General features: G+C 64.4%; 16 protein-coding genes and 1 pseudogene. 9 read left to right on the top strand and 8 right to left on the bottom strand.

What is annotated here, in order from left to right; genetic code table 11:
- Positions 1-26: 26 nt before the first annotated feature.
- Positions 27-1,775: an MATE family efflux transporter gene (locus H567_RS24545; protein WP_084517189.1), complete on the bottom strand. Its 1,749-nt coding sequence runs from the start codon at positions 1,773-1,775 to the stop codon at positions 27-29.
- A gap of 353 nt (positions 1,776-2,128) precedes the next feature.
- Between H567_RS24545 and H567_RS0111620 the strand changes: the two genes are divergently transcribed.
- The 5 genes from H567_RS0111620 (at position 2,129) to H567_RS24530 (ending at position 6,435) form a co-directional block, all read left to right on the top strand.
- Positions 2,129-2,716 carry a DUF2889 domain-containing protein gene (locus H567_RS0111620; RefSeq protein ID WP_028321531.1) on the top strand — a complete coding sequence of 196 codons (588 nt, stop codon included), beginning with the start codon at positions 2,129-2,131 and terminating at the stop codon, positions 2,714-2,716.
- A 207-nt stretch (positions 2,717-2,923) separates the two neighbouring features.
- The gene (gene rdgC, locus H567_RS0111615) at positions 2,924-3,559 is read left to right on the top strand and encodes a recombination-associated protein RdgC (protein WP_028321530.1); all 636 of its coding nucleotides are present in this window, start codon (positions 2,924-2,926) and stop codon (positions 3,557-3,559) included.
- Positions 3,560-3,608: 49 nt separating this feature from the next.
- A complete protein-coding gene (locus tag H567_RS24540) occupies positions 3,609-4,133 on the top strand; it encodes a hypothetical protein (RefSeq protein WP_051184762.1) in 525 nt (174 codons plus the stop codon).
- 216 nt (positions 4,134-4,349) lie between these two features.
- Positions 4,350-5,198 (top strand): DsbA family protein, encoded by an 849-nt coding sequence (locus H567_RS27200; RefSeq protein WP_161626609.1) that lies wholly within the window; start codon positions 4,350-4,352, stop codon positions 5,196-5,198.
- Positions 5,199-5,217: 19 nt separating this feature from the next.
- Positions 5,218-6,435, top strand: a complete 1,218-nt coding sequence (locus H567_RS24530; RefSeq protein ID WP_084517187.1) for a cation diffusion facilitator family transporter — start codon at positions 5,218-5,220, stop codon at positions 6,433-6,435.
- 12 nt (positions 6,436-6,447) lie between these two features.
- Here the strand turns inward: H567_RS24530 and H567_RS30090 are convergent.
- The 4 genes and pseudogenes from H567_RS30090 to H567_RS0111585 all read right to left on the bottom strand — a co-directional run.
- Positions 6,448-6,780, bottom strand: a pseudogene (locus H567_RS30090) (DUF2752 domain-containing protein); the annotation flags it as partial.
- Positions 6,781-7,008: 228 nt separating this feature from the next.
- A complete protein-coding gene (locus H567_RS0111595; RefSeq protein WP_028321529.1) occupies positions 7,009-7,680 on the bottom strand; it encodes a DUF2189 domain-containing protein in 672 nt (223 codons plus the stop codon).
- Positions 7,681-7,770: 90 nt separating this feature from the next.
- A complete protein-coding gene (locus tag H567_RS0111590) occupies positions 7,771-9,510 on the bottom strand; it encodes a GTPase (RefSeq protein WP_028321528.1) in 1,740 nt (579 codons plus the stop codon).
- A 9-nt stretch (positions 9,511-9,519) separates the two neighbouring features.
- Positions 9,520-11,244 (bottom strand): GTPase domain-containing protein, encoded by a 1,725-nt coding sequence (locus H567_RS0111585; RefSeq protein ID WP_028321527.1) that lies wholly within the window; start codon positions 11,242-11,244, stop codon positions 9,520-9,522.
- Positions 11,245-11,611: 367 nt separating this feature from the next.
- On the opposite strand from H567_RS0111585, the gene H567_RS0111575 reads away from it, so the two are divergent.
- Together H567_RS0111575 and H567_RS0111570 are read left to right on the top strand one after the other, a co-directional pair.
- On the top strand, positions 11,612-12,346 hold the full coding sequence (locus tag H567_RS0111575) for an HAD family hydrolase (protein WP_051184760.1): 735 nt from the start codon (positions 11,612-11,614) through the stop codon (positions 12,344-12,346).
- Between the two features lie 244 nt (positions 12,347-12,590).
- On the top strand, positions 12,591-13,919 hold the full coding sequence (locus H567_RS0111570; RefSeq protein WP_028321524.1) for a glutamine synthetase family protein: 1,329 nt from the start codon (positions 12,591-12,593) through the stop codon (positions 13,917-13,919).
- A gap of 278 nt (positions 13,920-14,197) precedes the next feature.
- Here the strand turns inward: H567_RS0111570 and gatB are convergent, their stop codons facing one another.
- The 3 genes from gatB to aspS are packed head-to-tail and all read right to left on the bottom strand — an operon-like array spanning position 14,198 to position 19,251.
- Complete coding sequence (gene gatB / locus H567_RS0111565) at positions 14,198-15,652, bottom strand: Asp-tRNA(Asn)/Glu-tRNA(Gln) amidotransferase subunit GatB (protein WP_035254174.1); 1,455 nt, start codon at positions 15,650-15,652, stop codon at positions 14,198-14,200.
- Between the two features lie 2 nt (positions 15,653-15,654).
- On the bottom strand, positions 15,655-17,094 hold the full coding sequence (gatA, locus tag H567_RS0111560; RefSeq protein ID WP_028321523.1) for an Asp-tRNA(Asn)/Glu-tRNA(Gln) amidotransferase subunit GatA: 1,440 nt from the start codon (positions 17,092-17,094) through the stop codon (positions 15,655-15,657).
- 3 nt (positions 17,095-17,097) lie between these two features.
- Positions 17,098-19,251, bottom strand: coding sequence for an aspartate--tRNA ligase (gene aspS / locus H567_RS0111555; protein ID WP_035254200.1), 2,154 nt, complete (start codon positions 19,249-19,251; stop codon positions 17,098-17,100).
- Between the two features lie 508 nt (positions 19,252-19,759).
- On the opposite strand from aspS, the gene gltB reads away from it, so the two are divergent.
- Positions 19,760-24,310 (top strand): glutamate synthase large subunit, encoded by a 4,551-nt coding sequence (gene gltB, locus H567_RS0111550; RefSeq protein WP_028321521.1) that lies wholly within the window; start codon positions 19,760-19,762, stop codon positions 24,308-24,310.
- On the top strand, positions 24,303-25,739 hold the full coding sequence (locus H567_RS0111545) for a glutamate synthase subunit beta (protein ID WP_028321520.1): 1,437 nt from the start codon (positions 24,303-24,305) through the stop codon (positions 25,737-25,739). The genes gltB and H567_RS0111545 overlap by 8 nt, the downstream gene beginning before the upstream one ends.
- Positions 25,740-25,741 lie beyond the last annotated feature (2 nt).

Raw genomic sequence — 25,741 nt, 5'->3', positions numbered from 1 at the left:
CACACTGCGTGTGCTCAGTCCCGCCGCTACGGGGGGTTGTGATCGTCCAACCGGTTGCTGCACGATCCCGCGCCTGGTTCCACTCCTGGAGTGCCGAGTCCGCCCGGGTCGGTGGCGGGGCTTGACTGATCGAAGCGGCAGGCATCCTGGACAGCTCCCTGTTGCAGGATGGGGACAGGCTGCCTCCCCGGCCGGAAACCTGGTTTTGGTATCGGGAGCCTTTGCGGGGTGGACGATTGCTCCCGAACGGGGGGTATTTCGGGGGCGCCCCAGATCTTGTCCGGTTCGATGACCCGCATCGCCTTCCATTTGCCCTGCAGGAACCGCAGGAGGAAGACGATGCCAAGCGAGGTCACGTAAAGCGTGGCCAGGATCCAGGCCGCCATGATGCCCCACCCCAGGACGACGATCATCACGTATGCGGGCCCGAGCAGAATGAGACCCGAGAAGGCGGCGATGATCAGCATGACGAAGCGCGTGTCGCCCGCCCCCTTGACGGCGGAGGCGAAGACGATGCTGAGCGTGTCGAAGATGGAGTAGAGGGCGACGAAGCGAAGGAGGATCACGGCCAGGTGAAAAATGGCTTCGAAGGCCTGCGGGTTGTCCGCCGGTGCGAAAGGGGAGACGAAGACCTCCGGGATCAGGACATAGGCGAGCGCTATCGAGGCCATGTAGGCGAAGGTGATGTGGAACGCCGACCAGGTCGCCTTTTCGGCCAGCTCAGGGGCGTTCCTGCCGAGGTGCTGCCCGACCAGGACGGATACCGTGATCCCGCAGCCGATCATAGGCATGAAGGCAATTGTGTTGATGTTGAAGGCGATGTTGGTGGCGGCCAGCGGCAGGGTGCCGAGCCTTCCCACGAGGAGGATGAAACCGGTGAAGCCGCTCATGTCCAGGAAGAACTGCATCCCGGAAGGAAAGCCGAATCGCAGCAGCCGCCGCATCAGCGCCGCATCGGGCCGCCAGCCCTTCAGGGTATGGTAGCGGGTGTCGTTCGCGGTGCGCCAGGCCAGCAGGAGCATGACGACCAGGGAGAACACGGCGGCGAGGACCGTGGCCAGTGCCGCGCCGCGCATCCCCATTTCGGGCAGGCCGGCCCTGCCGAAGATGAAGAGATAGTCCAGAATCAGGTTCAGGGCCGTCGAGGCCATGGTCACCCACATGATCGGCCAGGGACGCGCAACCCCGGAAAAAAAACCGGAGAGCGCATGGGTCGCAATCGCCGGGAACCCTCCGATGGAGAGGATGACGAAGTAATCGACCTCATTTTTCTGCACGGGCGCATCGTGCCCTACAAAGGCGAAGATGGGCCCGGCGAGGGGGATCAGGCAGAGCATGCAAAGCCCGCCGAACATGGAGACATACATCCCCTGCCAGAGGACCGGCCCTATCTCCCGGTGCCGCCCCGCGCCGTGATATTGCGCGACGAATGTGCTCACATAGCTCACCGTGCCGATGAAGATGCTCATGAGGGTGAAATTGAGCATGCCGGCCGGCATGGCGGCTGCGATGGCCTCGGGGGAATACCAGGACAGAAACATCCGGTCCACGAAGTGCTGGATCGACCAGGCACCCGTACTCAGGATCAGAGGGATCGCGATCTTGAGGACCTCTCGGTATCCTCCGGGCTCCGACCATCTGGAACAGGAAACATTCACGCTGCGGGGACCTCTGATGATTTTTTGGGCCACGGTGCGGCGGACGGCGATGACCCGGCCTCTCTCCGAAAAGGGTGTTTTCGACCGCTTCCGGCCTCGATCCGCCCCTTCGCGCATGAGGCGGCCTGCAAGTCGCCTCAGCGTGGGCGCTTGATTTCCTTATTTCCGCCGCAAAGGGATCTCAGGAAGGAAACCGGGTCGTGCTGGATATTTGTTTCCGGAGGGCGAAGCCTATCATAAGGGCACCGGCCGGTGGATGGCAAGCCGGGAAATGGCGTCGCCCCGCCTTGGTTCGTCGCAGCGCAGCAGCCCGGATCCAGGCTGGACAAGACGGTGCAGCCGTGCGCCGGAGGAGTCCGCGCCTGCCGATGCTGCGGCGTTGACTCGTTGAGGAAAGCCTGTTAAGCTGTGCGGCCTGCGGGACATCTCGTTTCCGCATCGAATGAGTCGGGTCCAACAGAGAGAATGACATGGGAGCGTTGAAAGAGCTCGCTCGGGGGAATGCCGTTCACCAGCGGCGGCTCGAGTTCAAGAGTTATCCGCTGGGGCAGGGCCGGGTTCTCGTCGAGGGGTCCCTCCGGGACGACCGGTTTCAACCAGGTTTTTACTTCGACGGCGTTCAGGCGCCCGAGGGCGTGATCCACTGGATGATCGTGCGGATGATCGTCGAAGGCCGTCCTTTGACGATCACCGACATCGAGGCCGAGATGCCCGGGGTGCCGCACGAGCTCTGCACGGAGGCGATAGGCTCGGTCGAACGGATGAAGGGAGTGGCCATCTCCGGGGGGTACAGCCGGGAGGTCATCCGGTTGATGGGAGGGATAAGGGGGTGCAGCCACCTCACCCATCTCATGATCGCCATGGGGCCTGCAGCCTTGCACGGTTACTGGACGGATCAATCGCGCGAGCGGAGACCTCTGCCGAACTCCCTCGGCGAGATCCCCGCCTTGAGACAGCTGCGCAACAGCTGCTTCCTGTGGCGGGACGACGGGCCGTTCATGGACAAGGTCCGGCAGGTCGTTCAAGAAGCAGGGAAGAAAGGATCCCGGCCCGGCTGAAGCCCTTCGCCGGAAAGGCTCGGCAGCAGGGTGTCGAAGGATTTATGGTGCGCAGGCTGTTGAAAAGGGGCCGGATGCAGGGTTTGCGAAATTCCTTGGAATGGCTGCACATATCTGTGCGCCGCAGTGATGTGGGATGAGCGCAACGCAGCGGACGGGCGTTTTTCAACAGCCTGTTCAACGATGGGGTGATCGGAAGGAGATCGTATGGGGTTCATACAGGGCTCGGCGAGCTTCACCCGTTATTGGGTGGAGGGGACGGTTCCCAGGGAGGTCATGGAGTCGCTGCCTCCGAGGGTCGGCCGGTACGCTTTTCGGCCGTTTGCGGATGACTCCGATCAGGAGAAGTCGATGGGGTGGGTCAACATCATGGACCTGTTCGACAACGTCATGGGCGGACTCGACTATCTGAAGGAACCCTACCTGGCTCTCTCGCTCCGCGTGGACGTCCGCCGGGTGCCCGCCAGCGCCCTGAAGCAGTTTTGCCGGGAGGCGGAGGAGAAGGTCAAGGCGGCGGAGGAGATCGCCTTCCTGCCTCGCGAGCGCCGGATCGAGATCCGGGAATCGGTGAAGCGGAGCCTCCTGCACCGGTCGATCCCCAGGACCAACGTCTACGACATGGTCTGGAGGCTGACGGACGGCATGGTGTTTTTCGGCGCCGTCAACGCGGCCCTCTGCGACGATTTTGCCGCTCTTTTCTACCAGACCTTCGGTTTGACCCTCCAGGCCGTCTATCCGTATGCCCTCGCGGCGAGGATCCTCGAACGGGAGAAACGCTCGCTGGGAGCCCTCGATGCCCTGACGCCCTGTCTCTTCACCGGGGGGAGGCAGCCTTCGGATTAGAGCGCGGTGGGGCTCGATCAACATTTCGGGATGGACGCGAGGTAACCGGATGAACGTTCTCGAACAGGCGAAGAAGACGGAGTTTCTGGGCCGGGAGTTTTTGCTGTGGCTGTGGTTCAGGAGTGAAACCGAGGGGGGTGTGATCGATATCCCGGACCTCGGCGCGGTGGAGTTCGCCATCGAAGGAAAGGTGGTGCTTCAGTCCGAAGGGGACGAGGGCGTGGAGACCGTAACGTGTTCGGGCGAGAGACCCGCCCTCCGTGAGGCGCGGTACGCCCTGACCCGGCAGAAGCAGGTGGTGCAGGCCATGATCAAACTGGCTGCGGGCGACGAGCGCTGGTCTTTTCTTCTGGATTCCTGCTGGTTCAACGTCAAAGGCTACAAGGGGCCGAAGGTGTTGATGGACCGCAACGACGATCCGGACGGTCTGTTCTTCGAGAAGGTTCTTCTGCTGGAACGCTGCGCCATGGCGCTGGACGCCCTTTTCGAGCATTTCGTTCTGCTGCGGATCTCCCCCGAATGGGAGGCTGAAGAGCGTCCTGCGATCTCGGCCTGGATCGAAGCGGGCGCTTGAAACGCCGGGTTGTGACGCCGATCGCCGGCGGATGCCCTCGGGCGTCCGCCGAGAGGAATACCGTGGCGGCGCGGAGCGCGACGGGCGCGCCGGCCGGGCTGCACCGCCGCCAGGGCTAGGGCCCGTGCAAATAGATGCGGGCGGAGGGGATGCCCGGGATGGGCACGGCCGCATCACGAAATGGCCCCTATGGATCTCGACTGGGAGGCAATGCACATGAATCGTTTTTTTCTGACGGGATGGTTGTTGGTGTTGTTGTCGGTTTGGTGTGTCCCGGCGGCGGCTGCCGGCCTCGAGTGGGAGGTTCGGGACGATCGGAAGCTGGAGGTGGAGCCGCTCGATCTTGCCGTGGCGCAGGACGGATCCTGGATGTTTATCCTGGCCCCTGCCGAGGTCCGCGTCCTCGATGCGAAAACGGGGGCCTTTATTGCGCGGATCCCGATCGAAAGCGGATTCGACCGGATTGCCTATTCAGAGGCTGAGGGGATGCTGATCCTGACAAGCCGGGGCAACAAACGGGAGCTGCGGGTGGTCCTGGAGAAGGTGTATTCCTTCGATCCGTCCGGTTTGCCGATCCTGGGGGCCGAAGACGGGGCGGTGACGGTGACGGTCTTCAGCGATTACCAGTGCCCCTACTGTGCGCGACTGGAGCCGCTCCTTCAGCAGGTTCAGGAGAAATACCCGAAGGATATCAGGATCGTGCACAAGAACATGCCTCTTTCGAGCCACCGTTTCGCGGTTTCGGCTGCCCTCGCCGCCCTGGCGGCGGATGCGCAAGGCAAGTTCGAGCCCTTTCACAACGGGTTGATGGCGTTGCACAGTACGATGAGCGAAGAGGTGATCACCCGGACCGCCGAAGCGGTGGGTCTGGATATGGAGCGCTTCCAGAGCGACCGCAAGAATCCGGCTTTTCAGGGGGTTCTCCGCAGGGACATGGAGGAAGGCCGGGAGGCCGGAGTGAGAGGGATCCCGGCGGTTTTTATCAACGGAAAGCCTCTTCGCACTCTGACCCCCGAGAAGTTGATGGCTGCGGTCGAAAGAGAGCGGCAAGAGACAAGCCGGTAGGAACGGGCGGACCCGACCCATGTCAAGCAGTCTCTCAGACACGGCGGGCAGGGAAAACCGCATACGGCTTGCGGTCATCGGGCTCGCGCTGGCTGTGGGGATGGGCCTCATGGCCGTCAAATTCTACGCCTATCACCTGACCGGATCTTCGGCCATCCTTTCCGACGCGCTCGAATCCATCATCAATGTAGTGGCGAGCGCCTTCGCCCTCGGAAGCGTCATCCTGGCCCAAAAGCCGCCCGACGCCTCCCACCCCTACGGCCATGGCAAGATCGAGTATTTTTCCGCCGGGTTCGAAGGGGCCCTGATCATCGTTGCCGCCGTGGGAATATTCGTGAGCGGGATATCCCACATCCTGGATCCCCGTCCGCTGCCGTGCCTCGAAAGCGGTCTTTTATTACTGGCCGGGGCTGCGGTCGTCAACCTGGCCCTCGGTGCCGCGCTCCTCAAATATGGGAGAAAGACCGGTTCGCTGATTCTTATCGCGGACGGAAAGCACATCCTGACCGATGTCTACACCTCCGCCGCCGTGCTTCCCGGACTGCTGCTGGTCAAATTCACCGGCCTACTCTGGCTCGATGGGGTGGTCGCCTGCCTGGTGGGGGTGAACATCCTGGTCTCGGGGGGTGGGTTGGTGCGGCAATCCTTTTCCGCCCTGATGGATGCCTCGGAGCCGAAGCTCCTGGACAGGATCTCGTCCGTCCTCGACGGGCATCGCAAGGTGCTGTGGATCGATATCCACCAACTGCGGGCCTGGCGTTCCGGGAGTCTGATCCATATCGATCTTCACCTGATCCTGCCGAGACATCTTTCGCTGGAAGAGGCGCACCGCGAGGCCAAGGACCTGGAGGCCCTCCTTCAGGAGCACTTTTCGGGGCGTGCGAGCATCCTGATCCACATGGACCCTTGCATCGACGAGGACTGCCCGGTCTGTGTGAAGCACCTCTGCGAACTTCGAAGCCGTGCGGCGACGGGCCGTCCGAGATGGGAGCGGGAGCGTCTGGTGCGGATCGGGGTTTCAGCCGGTGAGGCGGAGATTGAAAACGGGCCTGTGGAGACAGATGCCGGGGAGAGGCGGCCTTCACGTGAGGGATTCGGCGACCCGGTACACCCATTGGGAGAGGAGCAGCAGGGCGCCGATCAGGATCAGGGGGCCGGCGAGTCGTCCGGGGATCCGCAGAAGGCGTCCCCGGCTGAAGCGGTGCCTGGAAAAAAGCGCCCCCCCGTTCCAGAGTAGAAGGAGGATCGCCGCTCCATAAAGCAGGCATGCGAGCGGTGCGTTGCGGAGGGCGAACGCCCAGTCCCCCTGCGCCATGGCCCAGAAGGAGCGGGTGTAGCCGCAGAAGGGGCAGGGAACCCCCGTCCATTTCAGGAACAGGCAGGGGACCCCGGGAAGGCGTGAAATCGGCACGAAGTGCGCCAAGGCGAGGGGCACCGCCCCGATAAGCGCCAGGGGCAGATGCTTTCCGGCGACATCCCACCAGGATGGAGGCCGATGGACCTCCACCAGACGGCCCGAAGGCCCGAACAGACGCCTCCAGTGGGATAGCGGCTTTCCGAGATGCAACGGGTTCAATGACATCTTCATCTTCCAGGCTGCCAGGGCGCCCTGCAGACACCGCCTCTGGCCGAGCGGCTTTCCGCTGCGGGCGCGTCGGCCGTGGATCACCTCATCCCCGGTTTGCAGGCCGGGGAAAAAGCCCCCTCTATCCGAGCCCGGTGGAATCCCGGGGGCCCAGGGTGGATGCCTTTGCGCCGCGGGGGCGGAGGATGGCCGGAGCGCAGCAGAGCGGTGCTCTCCAATCGCCCGTCAAGCGGGATTTTCCGGATGGGGCTCCGGCGCCGGACCTGTCTCGATGATCTCGATCACCTCGGCGGTCTCCGCCTCGCCATCTTTGAAGATGTCCCGATAGGCTACGCTCAGGATGCAGATCTGGATAGGGACCGTGACCGCCAGGCCCAGGCCGCAGGCGATGGCCCCGAGGCTGCCGATGATGCCGGTCACGATCATGAGCCCTAGAAACTGCCAGAAGTTGGTCTTGACCGCCTGATAGCTCTCCTGGGAAGCCTGCCAGAAATCCATCCCCCGGTCGACGATGAGGAGCAGCCCGAACATGAGGAAGGTCTGCATCGCGTAGACGCCGAACAGGGCGGCAAGTTGTCCGACGCACGGGATCAGCCCGACGATGACGGCGAGCATCAGCATGGCGATGCCCCACACCCCGACGAAAAGGAGCGAATTCAAGAAGAAATTGAAACCCCGGAAGATCTCGCCCACGTCGGGGCGGGGTTCCCTCCCGTCGTGAAAGGCGAGCACCATCAGAAAAAGCCCTGCCAGCATCGGGCCGGCCAGGATGCCCAGCGTCGCAATCCCCAAAACCAGGGCGATCAGGGAGGCGAGGATGAGCGGTACGATGTTCTGCTTGTAGAGGGCGAAGCCTTTCTCGAACCATTCGCCGAATTTGACCGGGATTGGATCCATGCCGTTCCTCCTTATACGCTGCCGGTTTTTATCAGAATGGCTGCCATCCGGAAAAGTTCTTGTCGAACCGCTGCGGGGGCGTCCGGTCGCTCAGGAACCCTTCTCTGCGCGACGGCCCGCCAGGACGCTTTCGAGCGCGCCGATCTGTTCGCGGGTGTCCTTTTCCAAACGTTGCAACCGGCCGGCGAGGTGCCCCAGGTGCTCGGACCAGACGGCTGCGAGGGTCTCCGCCAGCCGGACTCGCCGCTTGAGGCGCTCGTCACGCCGCTTCTTATTGTAACGGCGATAGAATCGGATGGAAAGGAAAAGGTTGATCAAGGCGTAGCTCAGGAGGGCGGCGAGGCCCTTGGGGCTGAAGACGGCCTCGATCGCGGCCGCGAGGAGTCCGGCCGCGCCGCCGAGGCCGGGGTGCTCGAAAAAGGCCCGCCAGGCGCCGGCCCCCGTCAGGGCGATGAGGAGGCACAGGGTGAGGGCTGCGAAGGTCAGCATCTGCCCGGCCCGAAAGATCCGGAAGGATGGCCTTCCGGCCTGTGCCGCGGCTTGTTCACCGACGGTGGCGAGGTCCGTTCCCAGCTGTTCGAATGCGCCTTCGAGGTCGAGTTTGGACTGGACCTCCTCCCAAAGGCTCTGCGGGAGATTGGCACGCAGGAAGCGGCTGTGAAGGTTTTCTTCGAGCCACTGAAAGGGCCTTCTCAGAATGGCCGCCGTGCCTTCGGGCGGGAGCAGAAAGTTTGGCCGAGCATCGCCGCCGGCGGGGTTGCCGCCCCCCCGCCGCAGCGTTTGCAGGAGGAGGCCGATCCCGTAGCTCGGACCGACGAGGCCCGAAAGGTCTTCGATCGGCTCTTCGCCCACCGGGGCTGTTTCGCTGATGAGCCAGGCAGACAGGGCCTCGCGCCCCGCCGCGGTCCAATGGGACCGTTTTTCCTCCACCCACTGGAGGGCGTTCGCGATCACCCCCGAGGCCTCTTCGAGATGCAGCCGTTCGGTTTCGAAAGGGGTCAGGAGCTGTTGAATCTCTGCGCTCAGATTGGCGGCCTTGATGGCGGTGATGGTCTTGACGCGCTGCTGATCGATCAGGTGCCGGCGGAAGAAATCGAACTGGTTCCAGACGGCCGCCCCGCCGCTGCGCCGGGCGTGCTCTGCCGAGACGGCGAAGACGAGGGGGTCCGGGACCCCGTGTTTGGCGAGCAGTTCCTTGAAGCCGCTCAGAACCGGGGCAAGGCGGTCGGCGGCCGCACCGTCGCCGGGCTCCACGAGCTGATCCACCTTGTTCAGGACGAAGGCGAAGTATTCCCTGGCCTTGGGGACCTCATCCAGGAAGGCGTAAAACCGGCCGTCGGCGTATTTTTCGGGCGATGCGACCCACACGAGGAGGTCGAGGTGCTCCAGGAAATCGACGACGTAACGGCGGTTTTCACCGCCCAGGCTGTCGAAGTCGGGCAGGTCGCACAGGAGAAGCGCCTGCATCGCGCCGGCCTCGTGGGTGATCTCCTTCCAGGGGATACGGCGGAGCTCCGCGGCGGGCGGCGGGTCCGCGTGGATGTGGCGGTAGATCAGCACCCGGTCCGTGTGGGGCCTCCGGTGGCTGCTTGACGCGATCTCGGATCCGGCGAGGGCGTTGAGGAGGGAGGACTTGCCGACACCGGTGCCGCCGATGAGGCCGACGGTCAGAAAACGCCCTTCGATCCGCTCGAGCTTCGCGCGCAGGGCCTTTGAACGGGCCGCGAGGGACCGGCGCTCCCCGGGTGCAATCGAGAAAAGGGTGTCTTTTTCGAGGAGGCGGTCGATGCGGTCGAGTTCTTTCCGCACTTGGAAGCCGGGGTCTCGCATGTCAGTTCCTCACGGACGTTCTGTGCGGCCCTTCGCGCCGGCGCGGGGCCGCTGTTTCAGCCATTGATCGAGGCGTTGCACCGTTTCGGGGGGCGTCAGGGTCGCCGCGAGGCATTGCTCGTAGCGCATCCGCTGCTCGTCGATCACGGCGAGGAGCTCGCTTCGGTATCGGTCTGCCAATTCGCGGGCGATCTTCTGGATCTCCTGGTAGGCGAAAAGCTCTGTCGTGCCCTTGGTCAGGAAGGGTGCGAGCGCGGAGTCGAGGACGGCGTCGATCATGGTGAAGCCCCCGCCGATGACGATTTCGACCGCAAGGAGGAGCGCCCCCCAGACGATCGAAGCGCTGTAGATGCCCCACTTCTTGCGCGTCGACAGGTGTTCGGCCAGGTCGCGGAACCGCTCGTCTATCCAGGCAAGCAGCGTTTCCTGGCCTTGCAGGATGCGGGCTTCGATCTCCGGCTCGGTCAAAGGCAGGTCTGGACTCCGCAGGGCGGCGCCAAGGGGGGCGTCTTGACCGGCCGGGGCGAGTTCTTCCAGTACGCGGCGGTTCATCTGCGCCAGGGCGGCGGCCAGAGGGGAGCTGTCGGAGTATTTGCGCAGCTTCGCGAGGGCCTGCTTGTGGCGCGCCTCGCCCCTGTCCTTGCGGAAGCCGAGCAGTCGCAGGGGAAAGAGGATCGTTTCCTGGATCACCCGCCGGGGTTTTGCGAGGGGGTCGTAGCGGTTGAAGAGCTTGCGGATTTCGATCCGGATGTATTCATCGCTCTGTGCCTTGAAGCGTTTTGCTTCTCCCTCCAGCAGAAGGTCCGCCGTCTCCCGTGCGCACTGCTCGAGCCTCTCCTGCCATTGGGCGGCGGCGGACGCCTCCGCTTGCAGCAGGCCGAGCAGCCGCTGCGCGCTCCGGCGGCTGTGCTCCAGGCGGCGGTCCTGCTGGCGGCGCAGCCGCTCGCCGGATGAGGCCGGGTCGAGCTCGGCGTGAAGGGACTGCATGGTGCGGCTCACGGCTTCCAGGGCGCTCAACTCCGCGGCCGAACCCCCGGGTGCAGCCGGCAGAATCCGGATCAGCCCCCGTTCGCATGCGATCCCACGGCTTTCGAGGACCTTCAGAACGTCCTCCGCACCGAGGCCGCTGCGGACCTTGTTCAAGAGGAAGGCGACCACCTTCCCATCCTGGAAGGCCTCGAACAGGGCATCGAGGGGCACTTCGTCCGCATATTTTTCCGGGCTGGCGACGAAGATGATCGCGTCGGCCAGGAGATAAAGATTCCGGGTGATCACCCGGTTGCCCTCCTCCACGCTGTCGACGTCGGGCGTGTCGACTATGGCGAGATGGGAGAGCGTTTTGCGGCGGTGGCTGATGATCGACAGGCGGCCTGGGGCCCCGGCCATGGGCTGGCCCAGGTCCTCTTCGGGGGAGGGCTCATCGGGTTTCACCTCGGGGAAAGGGAAGCCTGTCCCGATGTTCGCATAGGCATGGGCATAGGCGATCGGACCGAAGGTTTTGGGCCTTTCGACGCCGGTCGCACTGAGCGCCCTGCCGCAGAAGAGATTGAAGAGGGTCGACTTCCCGGTGCCGGTGCCGCCGAGAAACATCACCCACGTCACCGGTGAGTTGGATTTGTAGGCGATCACCGCCATTTGGCGCCCAAGGTCCTCCGCCAGCCCCGGGATGGCGGCGCTTGCTTCGATGAGGCCTGGATGGCGGACGGCACGGATGGCGGTAATCAGAGATTCCAATGATGTCAGCTCGAGATTTCTCGGGTTATGTGCCACCCGGGCACGGGATCACAGGCGATGAGGCCGAGTTCGTCTCCGGGCAGGCCCGGTGTGCCCCGTCACGACACGGGATGACCTCACGGCTGCACGTGGTGTCCGAGCCGCCTTTGGTCGCGGTCTCGAAGGCCTTCTTCTCCTCGGATGACTTCACGGCTGCACGTGGTGTTGGAGCCGCTCCCGGCCAAACGGGCGTCCGACTCGCCGAGGTGGGACCGGGTGGCGAAAACGGACGATCAAAAGGGCTTTTCCGGTTGGATACAATCCACCGCACGGTCAAAATCACTATAATAGTCCACTGCGCGCCGGTTTCCAATCCGGAAATGCGGTTTTGAGGCTTTCCTTTCTCCGGTCGATCGGCTATCCTCCCAAAAACGGTGGCAAGATTGTGGAGGCGCCTCTCGTCGGGCGCGGGGAGTCGAGGGTTTTTGAGATGCAGGGAAAATGCCGGGTGGATGTCCTCCTCTTCGACTATGGCGGCGTTCTGGCCGAAGAGGGATTCCGGGAAGGACTCAAGGCGATTGCGCTGAAAGACGGGCTGGATCCCGATGCCTTTTTCCAGACGGCGTCCGAGTGGGTGCACGCGAGCGGGTACGTTACGGGGAAGGCGTCGGAGCAAACCTACTGGCGGCACCTCCGCTCTGAGACGGGCATCCGGGGCTCGGATGCCGATCTGCGTCGGGAGATCCTGGATCGTTTCGTGCTGCGGGACTGGATGGTGAGACTCGTCAGGGTCTTGAAAGAGGCCGGTGTACGGTTGGCGATCCTGAGCGACCAGACCGACTGGCTGATTCAGCTCGACCGCCGTGATCGATTCTTCCAGTACTTCGAGGCCGTCTTCAACAGCTTCGTCGAGGGCCGCAGCAAGCGGGATCCGGCCTTTTTCGATCAGGTTGTGGGCCGTCTCGGCACAGCTCCTTCGGAGGTCCTCTTCATGGACGACAACCCGGGAAACATCGAGCGGGCCCGGAGCCGGGGGCTCGAGACCATCCTCTATCGGGACCGGAGGACCTTTTTGGCCGAACTGGTCCGGTTCTGCCCTTTCCTGGAAGCCTCCGTTTCCTGACCCATCACCTCGCGATACAACAAAAATGTTATATTATCCCGATGTTTCCTACAATAATGCAGGCAAGAGAAAACGCGGTTCAGACGTCTCCACCTATAGTTTATTGAGATAACAGCTGTTTTTGCCTTTCGCTCCTTTTGGCATTGTGCTTGCTACAGTAGAGGGCACCCGAGGACGTTGACCTGTTCGATGCAGGCTTGAGAAACTTTCGAATCCATATTGAAAAGCAAGAGGAGGAAAACACATGATTTGTCAGACGGAAGAAGATGTCAAAAGGATCGTCAAAGAGAAGAACATCAGCTTTATCCAGTTCTGGTTCACGGATGTCCTGGGGGTCCTCAAGAGTTTCGCCGTCACCCCTTCGGAGTTGGAGGAAGGTCTGAGCGAGGGCATGGGGTTCGACGGGTCGTCTATCGAGGGGTTTGCCCGCATCCAGGAAAGCGACATGATCGCGAAGCCGGATGTGACCACCTTCCAGCTGGTGCCCTGGCGGAGCGGCGACCGCCCGGTGGCCCGCATGTTCTGTGACGTCATGAACCCGGATGGAACCCCTTACGAGGGGGACCCGCGCTACGTCCTGAAACGCCTTCTCAAGAAGGTGGCCGAAAAGGGGTATACCTTTTATGTGGGCCCCGAACTCGAGTATTTCTACTTCCGGAACAACTGCGGCACGGAATGTCTGGATACAGGGGGGTATTTCGATTCACGACCGATCGATATGGGGAGTGACCTCCGGCGCGAGACGATCTTCGCGCTGCAGGACATGGGGATCCAGGTCGAGTACAGCCACCACGAGGTGGCGCCGAGCCAGCACGAGATCGATCTGCGCTACGATGAAGGGCTGCGCATGGCGGACAAGACCATGACCTATCGTCTGGTCGTTAAGGAGGTTGCGAGGAAGAACGGGTTCTACGCGACCTTCATGCCCAAGCCCATCTTCGGGCAGAACGGGAGCGGCATGCATGTTCATCAGTCCCTTTTCAAGGGTGAGCGGAATGCCTTTTACGACCCGAGCGACCGCTACAACCTCTCGGATGTGGCCAAGCACTACATCGCCGGGATCATGCGCCACGCCCCGGAGATCACGGTCGTCACCAACCAGTGGGTCAACTCCTACAAGCGGCTGGTCCCGGGCTACGAGGCGCCGGTCTACGTCGCCTGGGCGCGTCGGAACCGCTCGGCCATGATCCGGGTCCCCATGTACAAGCCGGGCAAAGAGGCGGCCACCCGTATCGAGTTCCGGTCTCCGGACCCGTCGTGCAATCCTTACCTGGCATTCGCGGTCATGCTGGGCGCGGGGCTCGAGGGGATCGAGAACAAGTACGAGATGCCCGACCCGATCGAAGAGGACATCTTCGAGATGAACCCGGCGGAGCGCAAGGCCCACGGGATCACCGATCTGCCTGGAAACCTTTACGCCGCGACGCTCGAGGCTGAAAAGAGCTCTCTCGTCAAGAAGGTCCTTGGGGAGCACGTTTTCAATAAGTTCATCGAGAACAAGAAGATCGAGTGGGATATGTACCGGACGCACGTGAGCGCCTTCGAATTGGAACGCTACCTCGCCAAACTGTAGACCACCAGCCCGAAGCCTGCCCTCCACCCCCTGGGGCACGGGTCCTCATGCTGAAAAAGGCCTCTCCGGTCGTTTCGACCAGGGAGGCTTTTTTTCGGGGTCGTTGCGGACTTGTCCCTGGACAAGTGGGTCCTCTGCGGGCAGTTCGGTTTCATGTTTCGGGGGTTGGCGCCCCTGCAAAGGGGCGGCTGCCGGATGGGCCGAGCGGTTTGCGTGGCGCTGCTCGATGTCTTGGATTTATCCAGGTCTGGTGCAATACGCGAAAACCGGGCGGGTTTTCAGGGCGCGAATTTCTCCTCCAGGAGGCCTTTGACCTTTCGGGCATCCGCTTTTCCGCGGGTCTTGCGCATGACCTGTCCGATGAGGAAATCCATGGGCTTGCGGTTGCCGCGCAGGATCTGATCCACGATGTCCGGGTTCTCCTTCAGGACCTCGTTCAAAATGTCCGAGAGGGCGTCTTCGTCCTGGATCGGCTGGAGGTTCCGGGCGGCGATGATCTCGCCGGGTCTTCGGGAGGTGGCGAACATCTCCTCGAGGACCGTGCGGCCGATCGCGTCCGTGATCGTACCCTCCGCGATCAGGTCGATGAGCTCGGCAAAGGCCGCGTCCGGCACCGGGCAGGCCTCGATGGGCACAGAGGCGTCGTTCAGCAGCCTGAAGAGCTCCTTGATCAGCCAGGCCCCGAGGCGCCTGGCGTCCGCGCAGCGGGCGGCGGAACGCTCGAAGTAGTCGCAGACGGCACGCTCCCGGGTGAGGATCAGCGCATCCTTGCGGGCGATCCCGTATTCCGCGATCACCCGTTCGATCTTCCGGTCGGGGAGCTCCGGCAAGGCACGGCGGACACCTTCGAGGAACGCGTCATCGATCTCCACCTCGACGAGGTCCGGGTCCGGGAAGTAGCGGTAGTCTGGCGCGTCTTCCTTGCTGCGCATGGGGAGGGTGATCCCTTTCTGCTCGTCGAAGAGACGGGTCTCCTGGTCGACCGCGCCGCCCGAGCGCAGGATCTCCGCCTGCCGCCGGATCTCGTACTGGAGGGCGTCGGCGATGAAGCGGAAGGAGGACATGTTCTTGACCTCCGTGCGGTTGCCGAAGTGCGGCTGGCCTTTCCTCCGCAGGGAGACGTTCACGTCGCAGCGCAGCTGGCCCTTTTCCATGCTGCAGTCGCTGATGCCGATATAGCGCAGGACCTGGCGCAGCTTCTCGAGGTACTGCCGCGCCTCCGGGATCGAGCGCAGGGGGTTGCGCTCGTGGTCCCCGACGATCTCGAGGAGCGGCACGCTCGAGCGGTTGTAGTCCACGAGGCTGAAATCCGCCGCCTCGAATGAATCCGACGAGTGAACCAGCTTCCCGGCGTCCTCTTCGAGGTGGATGCGTTTGATCCCCACGGGATAGGGTTCACCGTCGTCCCCGATGATCTCGAGGGTCCCGTCTTCACAGAAGGGCCTTTCGTATTGGGAGATCTGGTAGCCTTTGGGCAGGTCCGGGTAGAAGTAGTTCTTGCGGGCGAAGCGCGAGCGCCGGTTGATGGCGCACCCCAGGGCGACGCCGGCCCGGATTGCGAATTCCACGGCCCGCCGGTTCAGGACCGGGAGCGCACCTGGTTGGCCGGTGCAGACCGGGCAGCTGCAGTGGTTCGGGGCGGCGTCGTACCGGACCGGGCAGTCGCAGAAGAGCTTCGTCTCGGTCTTCAGTTCGACGTGCGTTTCAAAACAGATGATGGTCTCGAATTCCATGATCAGATCCGTCCCAAGAGCGTTTCGCAGGCATGCCCGAGGCGGAGGATGGTCGCCTCGTCGAAGGCCCTGCCGATGATCTGCAGCCCGACGGGGAGTCCGTTCACCCTCCCACAGGGGATGCTCATCCCGGGCAGGCCCGAGAGGTTGAGCGACACCGTGTAGATATCCACCAGGTACATCTGGAGGGGATCGTCGAGCTTTTCCCCCAGTTTGAAGGGCAGGCAAGGGGAGACCGGTGCCAGCATGCAGTCGACCCCTTCGAAGGCCGCGTCGAAATCCTGCTTGATAAGGGTGCGCGCCTCCTGCGCCTTACGGTAATAGGCATCGTAGTAGCCGGCCGAAAGGACATAGGTGCCGAGCATGATCCGCCGCTTGACCTCGCTCCCGAACCCCTGGCTGCGGGTGGCCGCGTACATCCCGAGAAGGTCCGTTTCCTCCTCGGAGCGGAAGCCGTACTTGACCCCGTCGTAGCGGGCGAGGTTGCTGCTCGCCTCCGCCGTGGCGATGAGGTAATAGGCGCTGATGGCGTAGCGGGCGTGGGGGAGGCTGACCTCCACGATGCGGGCGCCGTTTCGCTCGAGCAGGGAGGCGGCCCCGAGGACGCACTCCCGGATACGTGGATCGAGCCCCTCGACGAAGTATTCGCGCGGGAGGCCGATGCGCAGTCCGTCTACACCCGTTCCCAGCCCTGCCGTGAAATCGGGTACGGGGAGGGCGGCGCTCGTGGTGTCCAGGGGGTCGTGCCCGGCGATCGCATTCAAGAAGAAGGCCGTGTCTTCGACGGTCCGTGCGAGCGCCCCCACCTGATCGAGGGACGAGGCATAGGCGATGAGGCCGAAGCGGGAGACGCGGCCGTAGGTGGGCTTGATTCCGACGCAGCCGCAGAAGGCCCCGGGCAGGCGGATGGAGCCCCCCGTGTCGGTGCCGAGGGCGATGACGGCCTCGCCGGCGGCCACTGCCGCCGCCGATCCGCCGCTCGACCCGCCGGCTACGAGACCCGTGTCGACCGGGTTGCGCGTCGGTCCGAAGACGCTGTTTTCGGTCGACGACCCCATCCCGAACTCGTCCAGGTTGGTCTTGCCGATGAGGACGGCGCCCTCGTCCATGATCCTGCGGAAGGCGGTCGCGTCATAGGTGGCCTTGAAGGCCTGCAGGATCCTGGAAGCGCAGGTGGTGCGTATGCCGCGGGTGCAGAGGATGTCCTTGACCGCCAGAGGGATCCCGTTCAACGCCGGGATCCGCCCCCCGCCCCGGAAGCGCTCGTCCGCCGCCTGCGCCTGCCGAAGCGCGCCTTCACGGTCGACGGTGATATAGGCGTTGATCTCCGCTTCCCGCTCGTCGATTCTCTGAAGCACGGAGCGGGTGACCTCGACGGAGGTCGTTTCGCCCGCCCTCAACATGCGGGCCAGTTCAACCGCACTGTGATCGCATAGTTCCATCGGTCAGCCTTCCAGGATCTTCGGGACCTTGAAGTAGTCCGCCTCGCGCATGGGCGCGTTTTGGAGGAGCGGTTCGATCTCTTTGCCTTCCCGCGGGACGTCTTCCCTCCAGACGTTTTTGAGATCGAGGACGTGGCTCATCGGCTCGACGTCCCGGGTATCGAGCTCCTGAAGGGCCTCGAAGTGCTCGAGGACCGCGTTCAGGTCTTTCTGGAAGGCCCGGACCTCCGTGTCGTCGATCCTGAGGCGCGCCAGACGGGCCACGTGCCGGACCTCCGCCGCGCTGATCCGCTCGCTGCGGACGGCCGCCTTCGACGGCCGGGCGGCGGTGGAATCCTTGGTGTCGCCGCCGGCGCCTGTGAGGCCGATGCCGAGCTCCTCCAGCTGCAGGGGATCGACGCCGGCCGGTGCGCGCGTCAACGGGCAGAAGGCGCTGCGGTTCTTGGGGAAGGCGATGATCTCCCGGATGTTGGGCTCCTTGAGGATCATGGCGATCACCCGGTCGAGGCCGAGCGCGAGCCCCGCGTGGGGCGGCGCGCCGAACTCGAGCGCGTTCAGGAAGAAGCCGAACTTCCCTTCCGCCTCTTCGGGGCTCAGCTCGAGGGCCTCGAAGATCTTCCGCTGCACCGCCATGTCGTGGATGCGGATGCTGCCGCCCCCCAGTTCCTCGCCGTTCATGACAAGGTCATAGGCCCGCGAGTTGAGCTGCAGGCAGCCCTCGACGTCGCGGGGGTCGAACTCGGTCCGGTCAGGCATGGTGAACGGGTGGTGCTGCGAACTGAGCCGCCCCTCCTTCCATTCGAAGAGTGGGAAGTCAGTCACCCACAGGGGTCGGAAGCGGTCCTGGGGGATCCGGTCGAGCCGCTGGGCGACGTGGAGCCTCAGCGAGGCGAGGACCTTGTGGGCCAGGTCCCGATCCGTGTCGGCGATGAGCATCAGGACGTCGCCCTCGCCTGCCTGGAAGCGGGCGACCAGCCCGGCCTGCTCCTCCGGGCTGAAGAACTGGACGATGTTCGATTCGAGACGGCCGCCGGCGACCTTCATCCAGGTCATCCCCTTGCCCCCGAAGGCGGGGACGAGCTTCAGGGCGTATTCGTTCTGCAGGATGTTCTTGCTCAGGAGATCGGCGGCGCCTTTTACGCAGAAGCCCTTGATCAGCCCCCCTTCATCCCGGATGCGCCGGAATATGGCGTAGCCCGTCCCTTCGAAGAGATCGGTCAGGTCTTCGAAGGCCATGTCGAAGCGGAGGTCCGGACGGTCGCTCCCGTAGCGCGACATGGCCTCCGCGTAGGTCATGCGGGGAAAGGGCCTCGGGAGGTCGATCCCGCCGACGGCGAAGATCCGGCAGGTCAGCTCCTCGAGCATCTCGTAGATGAACTCCTCATCGATGAAGGAGGCCTCGAGGTCGAGCTGGGTGAATTCAGGCTGACGGTTCGGGCGGAGGTCCTCGTCCCGGAAGCAGCGCGCGATCTGAAAGTAGCGGTCCATCCCGCCGACCATCAAGAGCTGCTTGAAGAGCTGCGGAGACTGGGGCAGGGCGTAGAACTTCCCCTGGTGGGTGCGGCTCGGGACCAGAAAATCCCGGGCGCCTTCCGGTGTGCTGCGGGTGAGGAAGGGCGTTTCGATCTCGACGAAGCCGCGCTCGTCCAGGAAATCCCGGATGGACCGGATGATCTGATAACGCTTGACGAAGCGGGCCTGGACCGTCGGGCGGCGCAGGTCGAGGTAGCGGTACTGCAGCCGCAGTTCCTCGTCGACGCTTTCAGGGGATGACTTGAGCTCCTCCCCGAAGACCATGGCCTTTTCGGAGATCTGAAAGGGCAGCGTTCTGGACCGCGCAAAGAGCCTGAGCCGGGAAGCGAACACCTCGACCCGGCCGGTCGCGAGGTTCGGATTCTCGGTGCCGGGCTCACGTAGGTGCACCACGCCTTCGATCTCGACGACGTACTCCTCTTTGAGGCGTGTGGCCTCGAGGTAGAGGTCCGCCCCGGTCTGCGGGTTGAAGACGACCTGTACGATCCCGCGGATGTCTCTCAGATGGATGAAGAGAAGGTTCCCGTGGTCGCGAATGGCGTCCACCCAGCCCATGAGGACGACGGCGGCGCCGGCCTGCTTTCCGCTGACGTCACCGCAGTAGGTTCTGTTTTTCCATTGCATCGAACGCACCCATCGTTTTTTCCGTTTTCCCGGATTCCTGCCCAATCCGTTCTGGACGGATCGAAATTTCATAGTATATTATCACAGACTCTGCCGATCAAGCTTTTCATTCGGGAAGCCCTGCTTTCGAAGCGCCGGTGTCATGGGACATTTTTGTAGAGGCCGGCGGAAACGTAATACAAAAATGTTTTCTTTTTGGCAAGCGTTTTGAGTGAGCTTGTTTTAAGCGGTTATGATAATACGGGAATCATTTCCTGCGACGGACTGGCACCATTGTTGCTAACCCTTAGTTCCGGAATCAACCTGGATTGGAAACCGGGTTTTGCCGGGAAATCATTTCCGGATGGGATTGAATTGGAATCCCGGTGAAAGGCTTCACCGCCGGCCTCGAGGGCGGGGAGCCCCCTGCGTGGTGCGGCACCGGGCAGGATAGGGCATCATCGTGGCCCGTGCCGGTCTCGAAGAAGACCGGAGGGGCCTTCCAGCGAAGACGAGAGGATCATAAAAGGTGTCGAACGGACGGACATTCAGCGGTTTTCCAGCGCCGCAGGGATTGTACGACCCCGCCTGCGAACATGACAGCTGCGGCGTGGGTTTTGTCGTGAACATCGACGGTCGCCCCGACCACAGGATCGTCGAAAAGGGGATACGGGTCCTGAAGAACCTGGAGCATCGCGGGGCGATCGGGGGGGATCTGACCACGGGGGACGGTGCGGGGATCCTGTTCCAGCTGCCTGACGGCTTTTTCCGGCAGCGGTGCGGCGACCTCGGCATCGCGCTGCCCCAGTGCGGGAGCTACGGGGTCGGAATGTTTTTCCTGCCGCAGGAAGCGGATATCCGCGAACGGCTCATGGAGATGGCGGAGCGTAAGATCGTGCACGAAGGCCTGCGTTTTCTGGGCTGGCGTGCAGTCCCGGTCCAAAGCGGGGCCATCGCCGGTCAGGCGAGGGCGCAGCAGCCCTGCATCCTGCAGTGCTTCGCCGCGGGGGAGGACTCGGACCCGGCGGCCCTCGACCGCCGCCTGTATCTCGTCCGCAGGGAGATGGAGCAGGCGGCCTCGGAGTGGCCCGGGGACGAGTCCGTCTTCTATGTGCCGAGCTTTTCCTGCCGGACGATTGTTTACAAGGGGCTCCTGACCGGTCCGCAGCTGCCCCTTTTCTACCCGGATCTTCTCGAAGAAGACCTGGTGAGCGCCCTCGCGGTGATCCATCAGCGCTACAGTACCAACACCTTCCCTTCCTGGGAGCTGGCGCAGCCCTTCCGCCACCTGGCGCACAACGGCGAGATCAACACCCTCAGGGGGAACCTGAATCTCTGGCGCTCGCGCGAATCCTCGTTCCGCTCACCTCTCTTCGCAAACGACATCAAGCGGCTCCTGCCCGTGATCGACCCGCGGGGCAGCGATTCGGCCTGCCTAGACAACGCTCTGGAATTCCTCTACAAGTGCGGCCGCTCCCTGCCGCACGCCATGCTGATGCTGATCCCCGAGGCCTGGGGGACGAAATACCCCCTGGGGCCGGACCAGAAGGGCTTTTTCGAGTACCACGCCGGCCTCATGGAGCCCTGGGACGGCCCGGCGGCGGTCGCGTTCAGCGACGGGTCGCAGGTGGGGGCCATGCTCGACCGCAACGGCTTGAGACCGGCGCGCTACACCATCACCCGGGACGGGTTCATGGCCTTCGCCTCGGAGGCGGGGGTCCTCGACTTCGAGCCAGGGGAGATCGCCGAGAAGGGCGCCCTCAGGCCGGGGCAGATGATCCTGGCGGATTTCGCGAAGAAGCGGGTCCTCAAGAACGGCGAGATCAAGACCCTGGCGGCGCGCGCCCAGCCCTACCGGCGGTGGGTAGAAGAGAACCGGATCGCGGTCCGGGGGTTCTACGGGACGGTTTCGCCGGTGAAGCCGGACCGGGAAACCCTCCTCTACCGGCAGAAGCGCTTCGGCTACACCCGGGAGGACATCCACACCCTGATGGCCTTCATGGCCGCCAAGGGGCAGGAGCCGGTCGGGTCCATGGGGGCCGATTCCCCGCTGGCGGTCTTTTCGGAAAAGCCCCAGCTCCTGTACAACTACTTCAAACAGCTTTTCGCCCAGGTGACCAACCCGGCCATCGACCCGGTCCGGGAGGAGCTGGTCATGTCGCTCATGACCTTTATCGGCAACCCGGGGAACATCCTGCAGGAGGTCCCGCAGAACGCCCATTTGATCAAGCTGCAGCACCCGATCCTGGCGAACGAGGACCTCCAGCGCATCCGGGACCTCCAGGTGGGCCGCTTCCAGGCCGCTACCATCCCCATCGGCTTTCCCGCCGGGGGGACCGGAAAAGTCCTCGAGATGGCCCTGGAGGCGCTCTGCGACCGGTGTGCGGAGGCGATCCGGCACGGCACCTCCCTGCTGATCCTGAGCGACCGGGGGCTTTGCGGGGAGGAGGCCCCCATCCCGGCCCTTCTCGCGGCCTCGGCGGTCAACCGCTGCCTGGTCGAAAAGGGGCTGCGGACCGGCGCGGGCCTGATCCTCGAAACGGGCGAGGCGCGCGAGGTCATGCACATGGCGCTGCTCCTCGGCTACGGGGCCACGGCAGTCAATCCATATCTGGCCTTCGAGACCGTGGCGGACCTCTCGCTGAGGGGGCAGCTGGAGGCCCCCGTCGGGGTCTCCGTGGCCCTCGATAATTACATCAAGGCGCTTTGCAAGGGACTGCTCAAGATCATGTCCAAGATGGGGATCGCAGTCCTGCGGAGCTACCGGAGCGCCCAGGTCTTCGAGGCGGTCGGGATCGATGCGGCGGTGGTGGACCGGTATTTCACCGGCACGGCCTCGCGCGTCGGCGGCATCGGCCTGGACGAGATCGCCGAGGAGGCGAACGCGCGCCACCGCGCGGCGCATGAGGCGGACCGGATCGTCCCGATCCTGCCGTCGGGCGGCTTCTACAAACTGAGGCTCGACGGGGAGCGGCATCTTCTCGCGCCGGGGGCCATCACCGCGCTGCAGCGGGCCGTCCGGGAAGACGACCCGGTCCTTTACCGCGAGTACGCCGCCCTCATCAACGAGCAGAACGAGCAGGTCTGCACGCTGCGGGGGATGTTCCGCTTCCGGGAGATGCCGGAGCCTGTGTCTGTGTCCGAAGTGGAGCCGGTGGAGGCGATCATCAGGCGCTTCGTCACCGGGGCGATGTCGTTTGGGTCGATCAGCCGCGAGGCCCACGAGGCGATCGCCGTCGCCATGAACCGGCTCGGGGCCATGAGCAACAGCGGCGAGGGCGGGGAAGACCCGGCTCGCTATCAACCGCTGCCGAACGGCGACAGCCGCTCGAGCGCGGTCAAACAGGTGGCGAGCGGGCGGTTCGGGGTCACCGCCGAGTATCTCGTGAATGCGCGGGAGATCCAGATCAAGGTGGCCCAGGGCGCCAAACCCGGCGAAGGCGGGCAGCTGCCGGGGCACAAGGTGAACGCGGAGATCGCGCGGGTGCGGTATTCGACGCCCGGCGTCACGCTGATCTCGCCGCCGCCCCATCACGACATCTACTCGATCGAGGACCTCTCCCAGCTCATCTTCGACCTCAAGAACGTGAACCCGCGGGCCCGGATCTCCGTCAAACTCGTGAGCGAGATCGGGGTGGGGACCGTCGCCGCGGGCGTAGCCAAGGCCCACGCCGACATGGTGCTCATCAGCGGCTACGACGGCGGGACGGGGGCTTCGCCCCTTTCCTCCATCCGGCATGCCGGCGCGCCCTGGGAGCTCGGACTTGCGGACACTCAACAGACCCTCGTCCTGAACGGCCTGCGCGGTCGGATCCGCGTCCAGACGGACGGCCAGATGAAGACTGGCCGGGACGTCGTGATCGCCGCCCTCCTGGGGGCGGAGGAGTATGGGTTTGCGACCATCGCCCTGGTGGTGATGGGCTGCGTGATGATGCGCAAGTGCCACAACAACACCTGCCCGGTGGGGATCGCCACCCAGGACCCGGACCTGCGCCGGCGCTTCGCAGGCCGCCCCGAGCATCTGACCCGCTACTTCACGTTCCTGGCCGAAGAGGTCCGGGAGTACATGGCCCGGCTCGGGTTCCGCACGATGGACGAGATGATCGGGCGGTCCGATCTCCTCGACATGAACCGCGCCATGGGATTCTGGAAGGCGCGCGGCCTCGATTTTTCACGGATCTTCTACCGCCCGCCCGATGACGGCACGACCGCCTACCGGTGCGTCGAGACCCAGAAGCACCCGATCGAGGACGTCCTCGACCGCAGGCTGATTGCGGAGTGCGCGCCGGCCCTGGAGCACGGCCGACCGGTGGCGCTGAACCTCCCCATCCGGAACGTCGATCGGAGCGCGGGGGCGATGCTCTCGGGCGAGATCGCGCGGCGGTACGGGAATGCGGGCCTTCCGGAGGACACCATCCGCTGCCGCTTCACGGGCGCGGCCGGTCAGAGCTTCGGCGCCTTCGGGGCGCGGGGCCTGACCCTGATCCTCGAGGGGGAGGCGAACGACTATCTGGGCAAGGGGCTCTCCGGGGGGCGGATCATCGTCAAACCCTATCCGGGTGCGGGCTTCGACCCCTCGCGCAACATCGTCGCCGGGAACGTCATCCTCTACGGGGCCACCGGGGGCGAGGTCTTCATACACGGCCGGGCCGGGGAGCGCTTCGCCATCCGCAACAGCGGCGCCCTGGCGGTGGTCGAGGGGGTGGGGGACCATGGCTGCGAATACATGACCGGCGGCCGCGTGGTGGTCCTGGGGGAGACCGGCATCAACTTCGCGGCGGGCATGAGCGGCGGGATCGCTTATGTCTACGATCCGGAGCGCCGCTTCGACCACCGCTGCAATCTCGACATGGTGGACCTTGAACTGGTGGTCGAACCGGAGGACGTCCGGGAGCTGAAGCGGCTGATCGAAAGGCACGCCGAGGCCACCGGGAGCGCCAGGGCGGCCGCCATCCTGGAGGATTGGGAGGCGTGCCTGCCCTTCTTCGTCAAGGTCTTCCCCATGGAGTACCGCCGGGTGCTCGGGAAGATGACCAAAGAGGACGAGGCGACCGAGCGCGAGGAGGTGCAACATGGGTAAGACAACGGGTTTTCTGGAATATCCGCGCCGGGAGCCGGGCTATCGGCCGGTGGCGGAGCGGTTGAGGGACTACCGGGCGGTCGAGCAGCAGCTCTCTCACGTAGAGGTGCAGCGCCAGGCCGCGCGCTGCATGGACTGCGGCACCCCCTTCTGCCATGCCTTCGGGTGCCCGCTCGGCAACATCGTCCCCGAGTGGAACGATTGGGTCTACCGGGGGCTGTACCACGAGGCGCTCGAGATCCTTCTCGCGACGAACAATTTCCCGGAGTTCACGGGCCGCGTGTGTCCGGCGCCCTGCGAGGCCGCCTGCGTGGCCGGGATCGGCGGGGATCCGGTCGCCATCCGTCACATCGAACTCACGGTGATCGAAAAGGGCTTCGAGGCCGACTGGATCCATCCGCTGCATCCCCCCGTCCGCCGCCGGGAGCGCGTGGCGGTCATCGGCGCCGGGCCGGCGGGTCTGGCGGTCGCCGACACCCTCAACCAGAGCGGCTACCCGGTTACGGTGTTCGACAGCGCCCGGCGGCCGGGCGGTCTTCTGCGCTATGGCATCCCGGATTTCAAGCTCGAGAAGTGGGTCGTCGACCGGCGCATCGCGCTGATGGAAAAGGAAGGGGTCGTCTTCGAGCCCGGCGTCCGGGTCGGCGAGGATCTGTCCTACCACTACCTGCGGGACCGGTACGACGCCGTCTGCCTCGCCTGCGGGGCCCGCGCCCCCAGGGATCTGAAGGTGCCCGGGCGCGATTTGAAGGGGATCCATTTCGCGATGGACTATCTGACGGAGCAGAACCGGCGCGTCTCGGGCGAGCTTTCGCCGTCCTCGGCCGGCATCCGCGCCGAGGGGAAGCGCGTGGTGGTGATCGGTGGGGGGGACACGGGCTCGGATTGCGTCGGCACCGCCCTCCGCCAGGGGGCCCGGAGCGTGCTGCAGTTCGAGATCCTGCCCAAACCCCCGCGGGAGCGCCCGGCATCCACCCCCTGGCCCCTGTGGCCCAATATTCTGCGCGAGAGCCATGCCCACAAGGAGGGCTGCGAGCGGCGCTGGTCGGTGACGACCCGGGCCTTCACGGGGCGGGACGGGGTGCTGACCGGCCTGCAGTGCGCGGAGGTCGTCTGGGAGAGCGTGGAGGAGGGCCGCCCGCCCGTTCCCCGGGAGGTTCCCGGTACGGCCTTCGAGGTCGAGGCGGACCTCGTCTTTCTGGCCATGGGGTTTCTCGGCCCCAGGGAGAACCGCATGCTGGAGGAACTGGGCGTTGCGCGCGATGCCCGGGGAAATGTCTGCGCGGATGCGCACCACATGACCTCGGTCGACGGCCTGTTCGTGGCGGGGGACATGCGCCAGGGGCAGTCCCTGGTGGTGCGGGCGATCGCCGACGGCCGGAGGGCCGCAGAGGGGATCATGGCCTACTTGAAGCGGTGCGGGTGTTGAGC

Source organism: Desulfatiglans anilini DSM 4660 (assembly GCF_000422285.1).
Taxonomy (GTDB): domain Bacteria; phylum Desulfobacterota; class DSM-4660; order Desulfatiglandales; family Desulfatiglandaceae; genus Desulfatiglans; species Desulfatiglans anilini.
The sequence above is the reverse complement of the archived record's forward strand: the minus strand, read 5'-3'. Positions and strand labels throughout refer to the sequence as shown.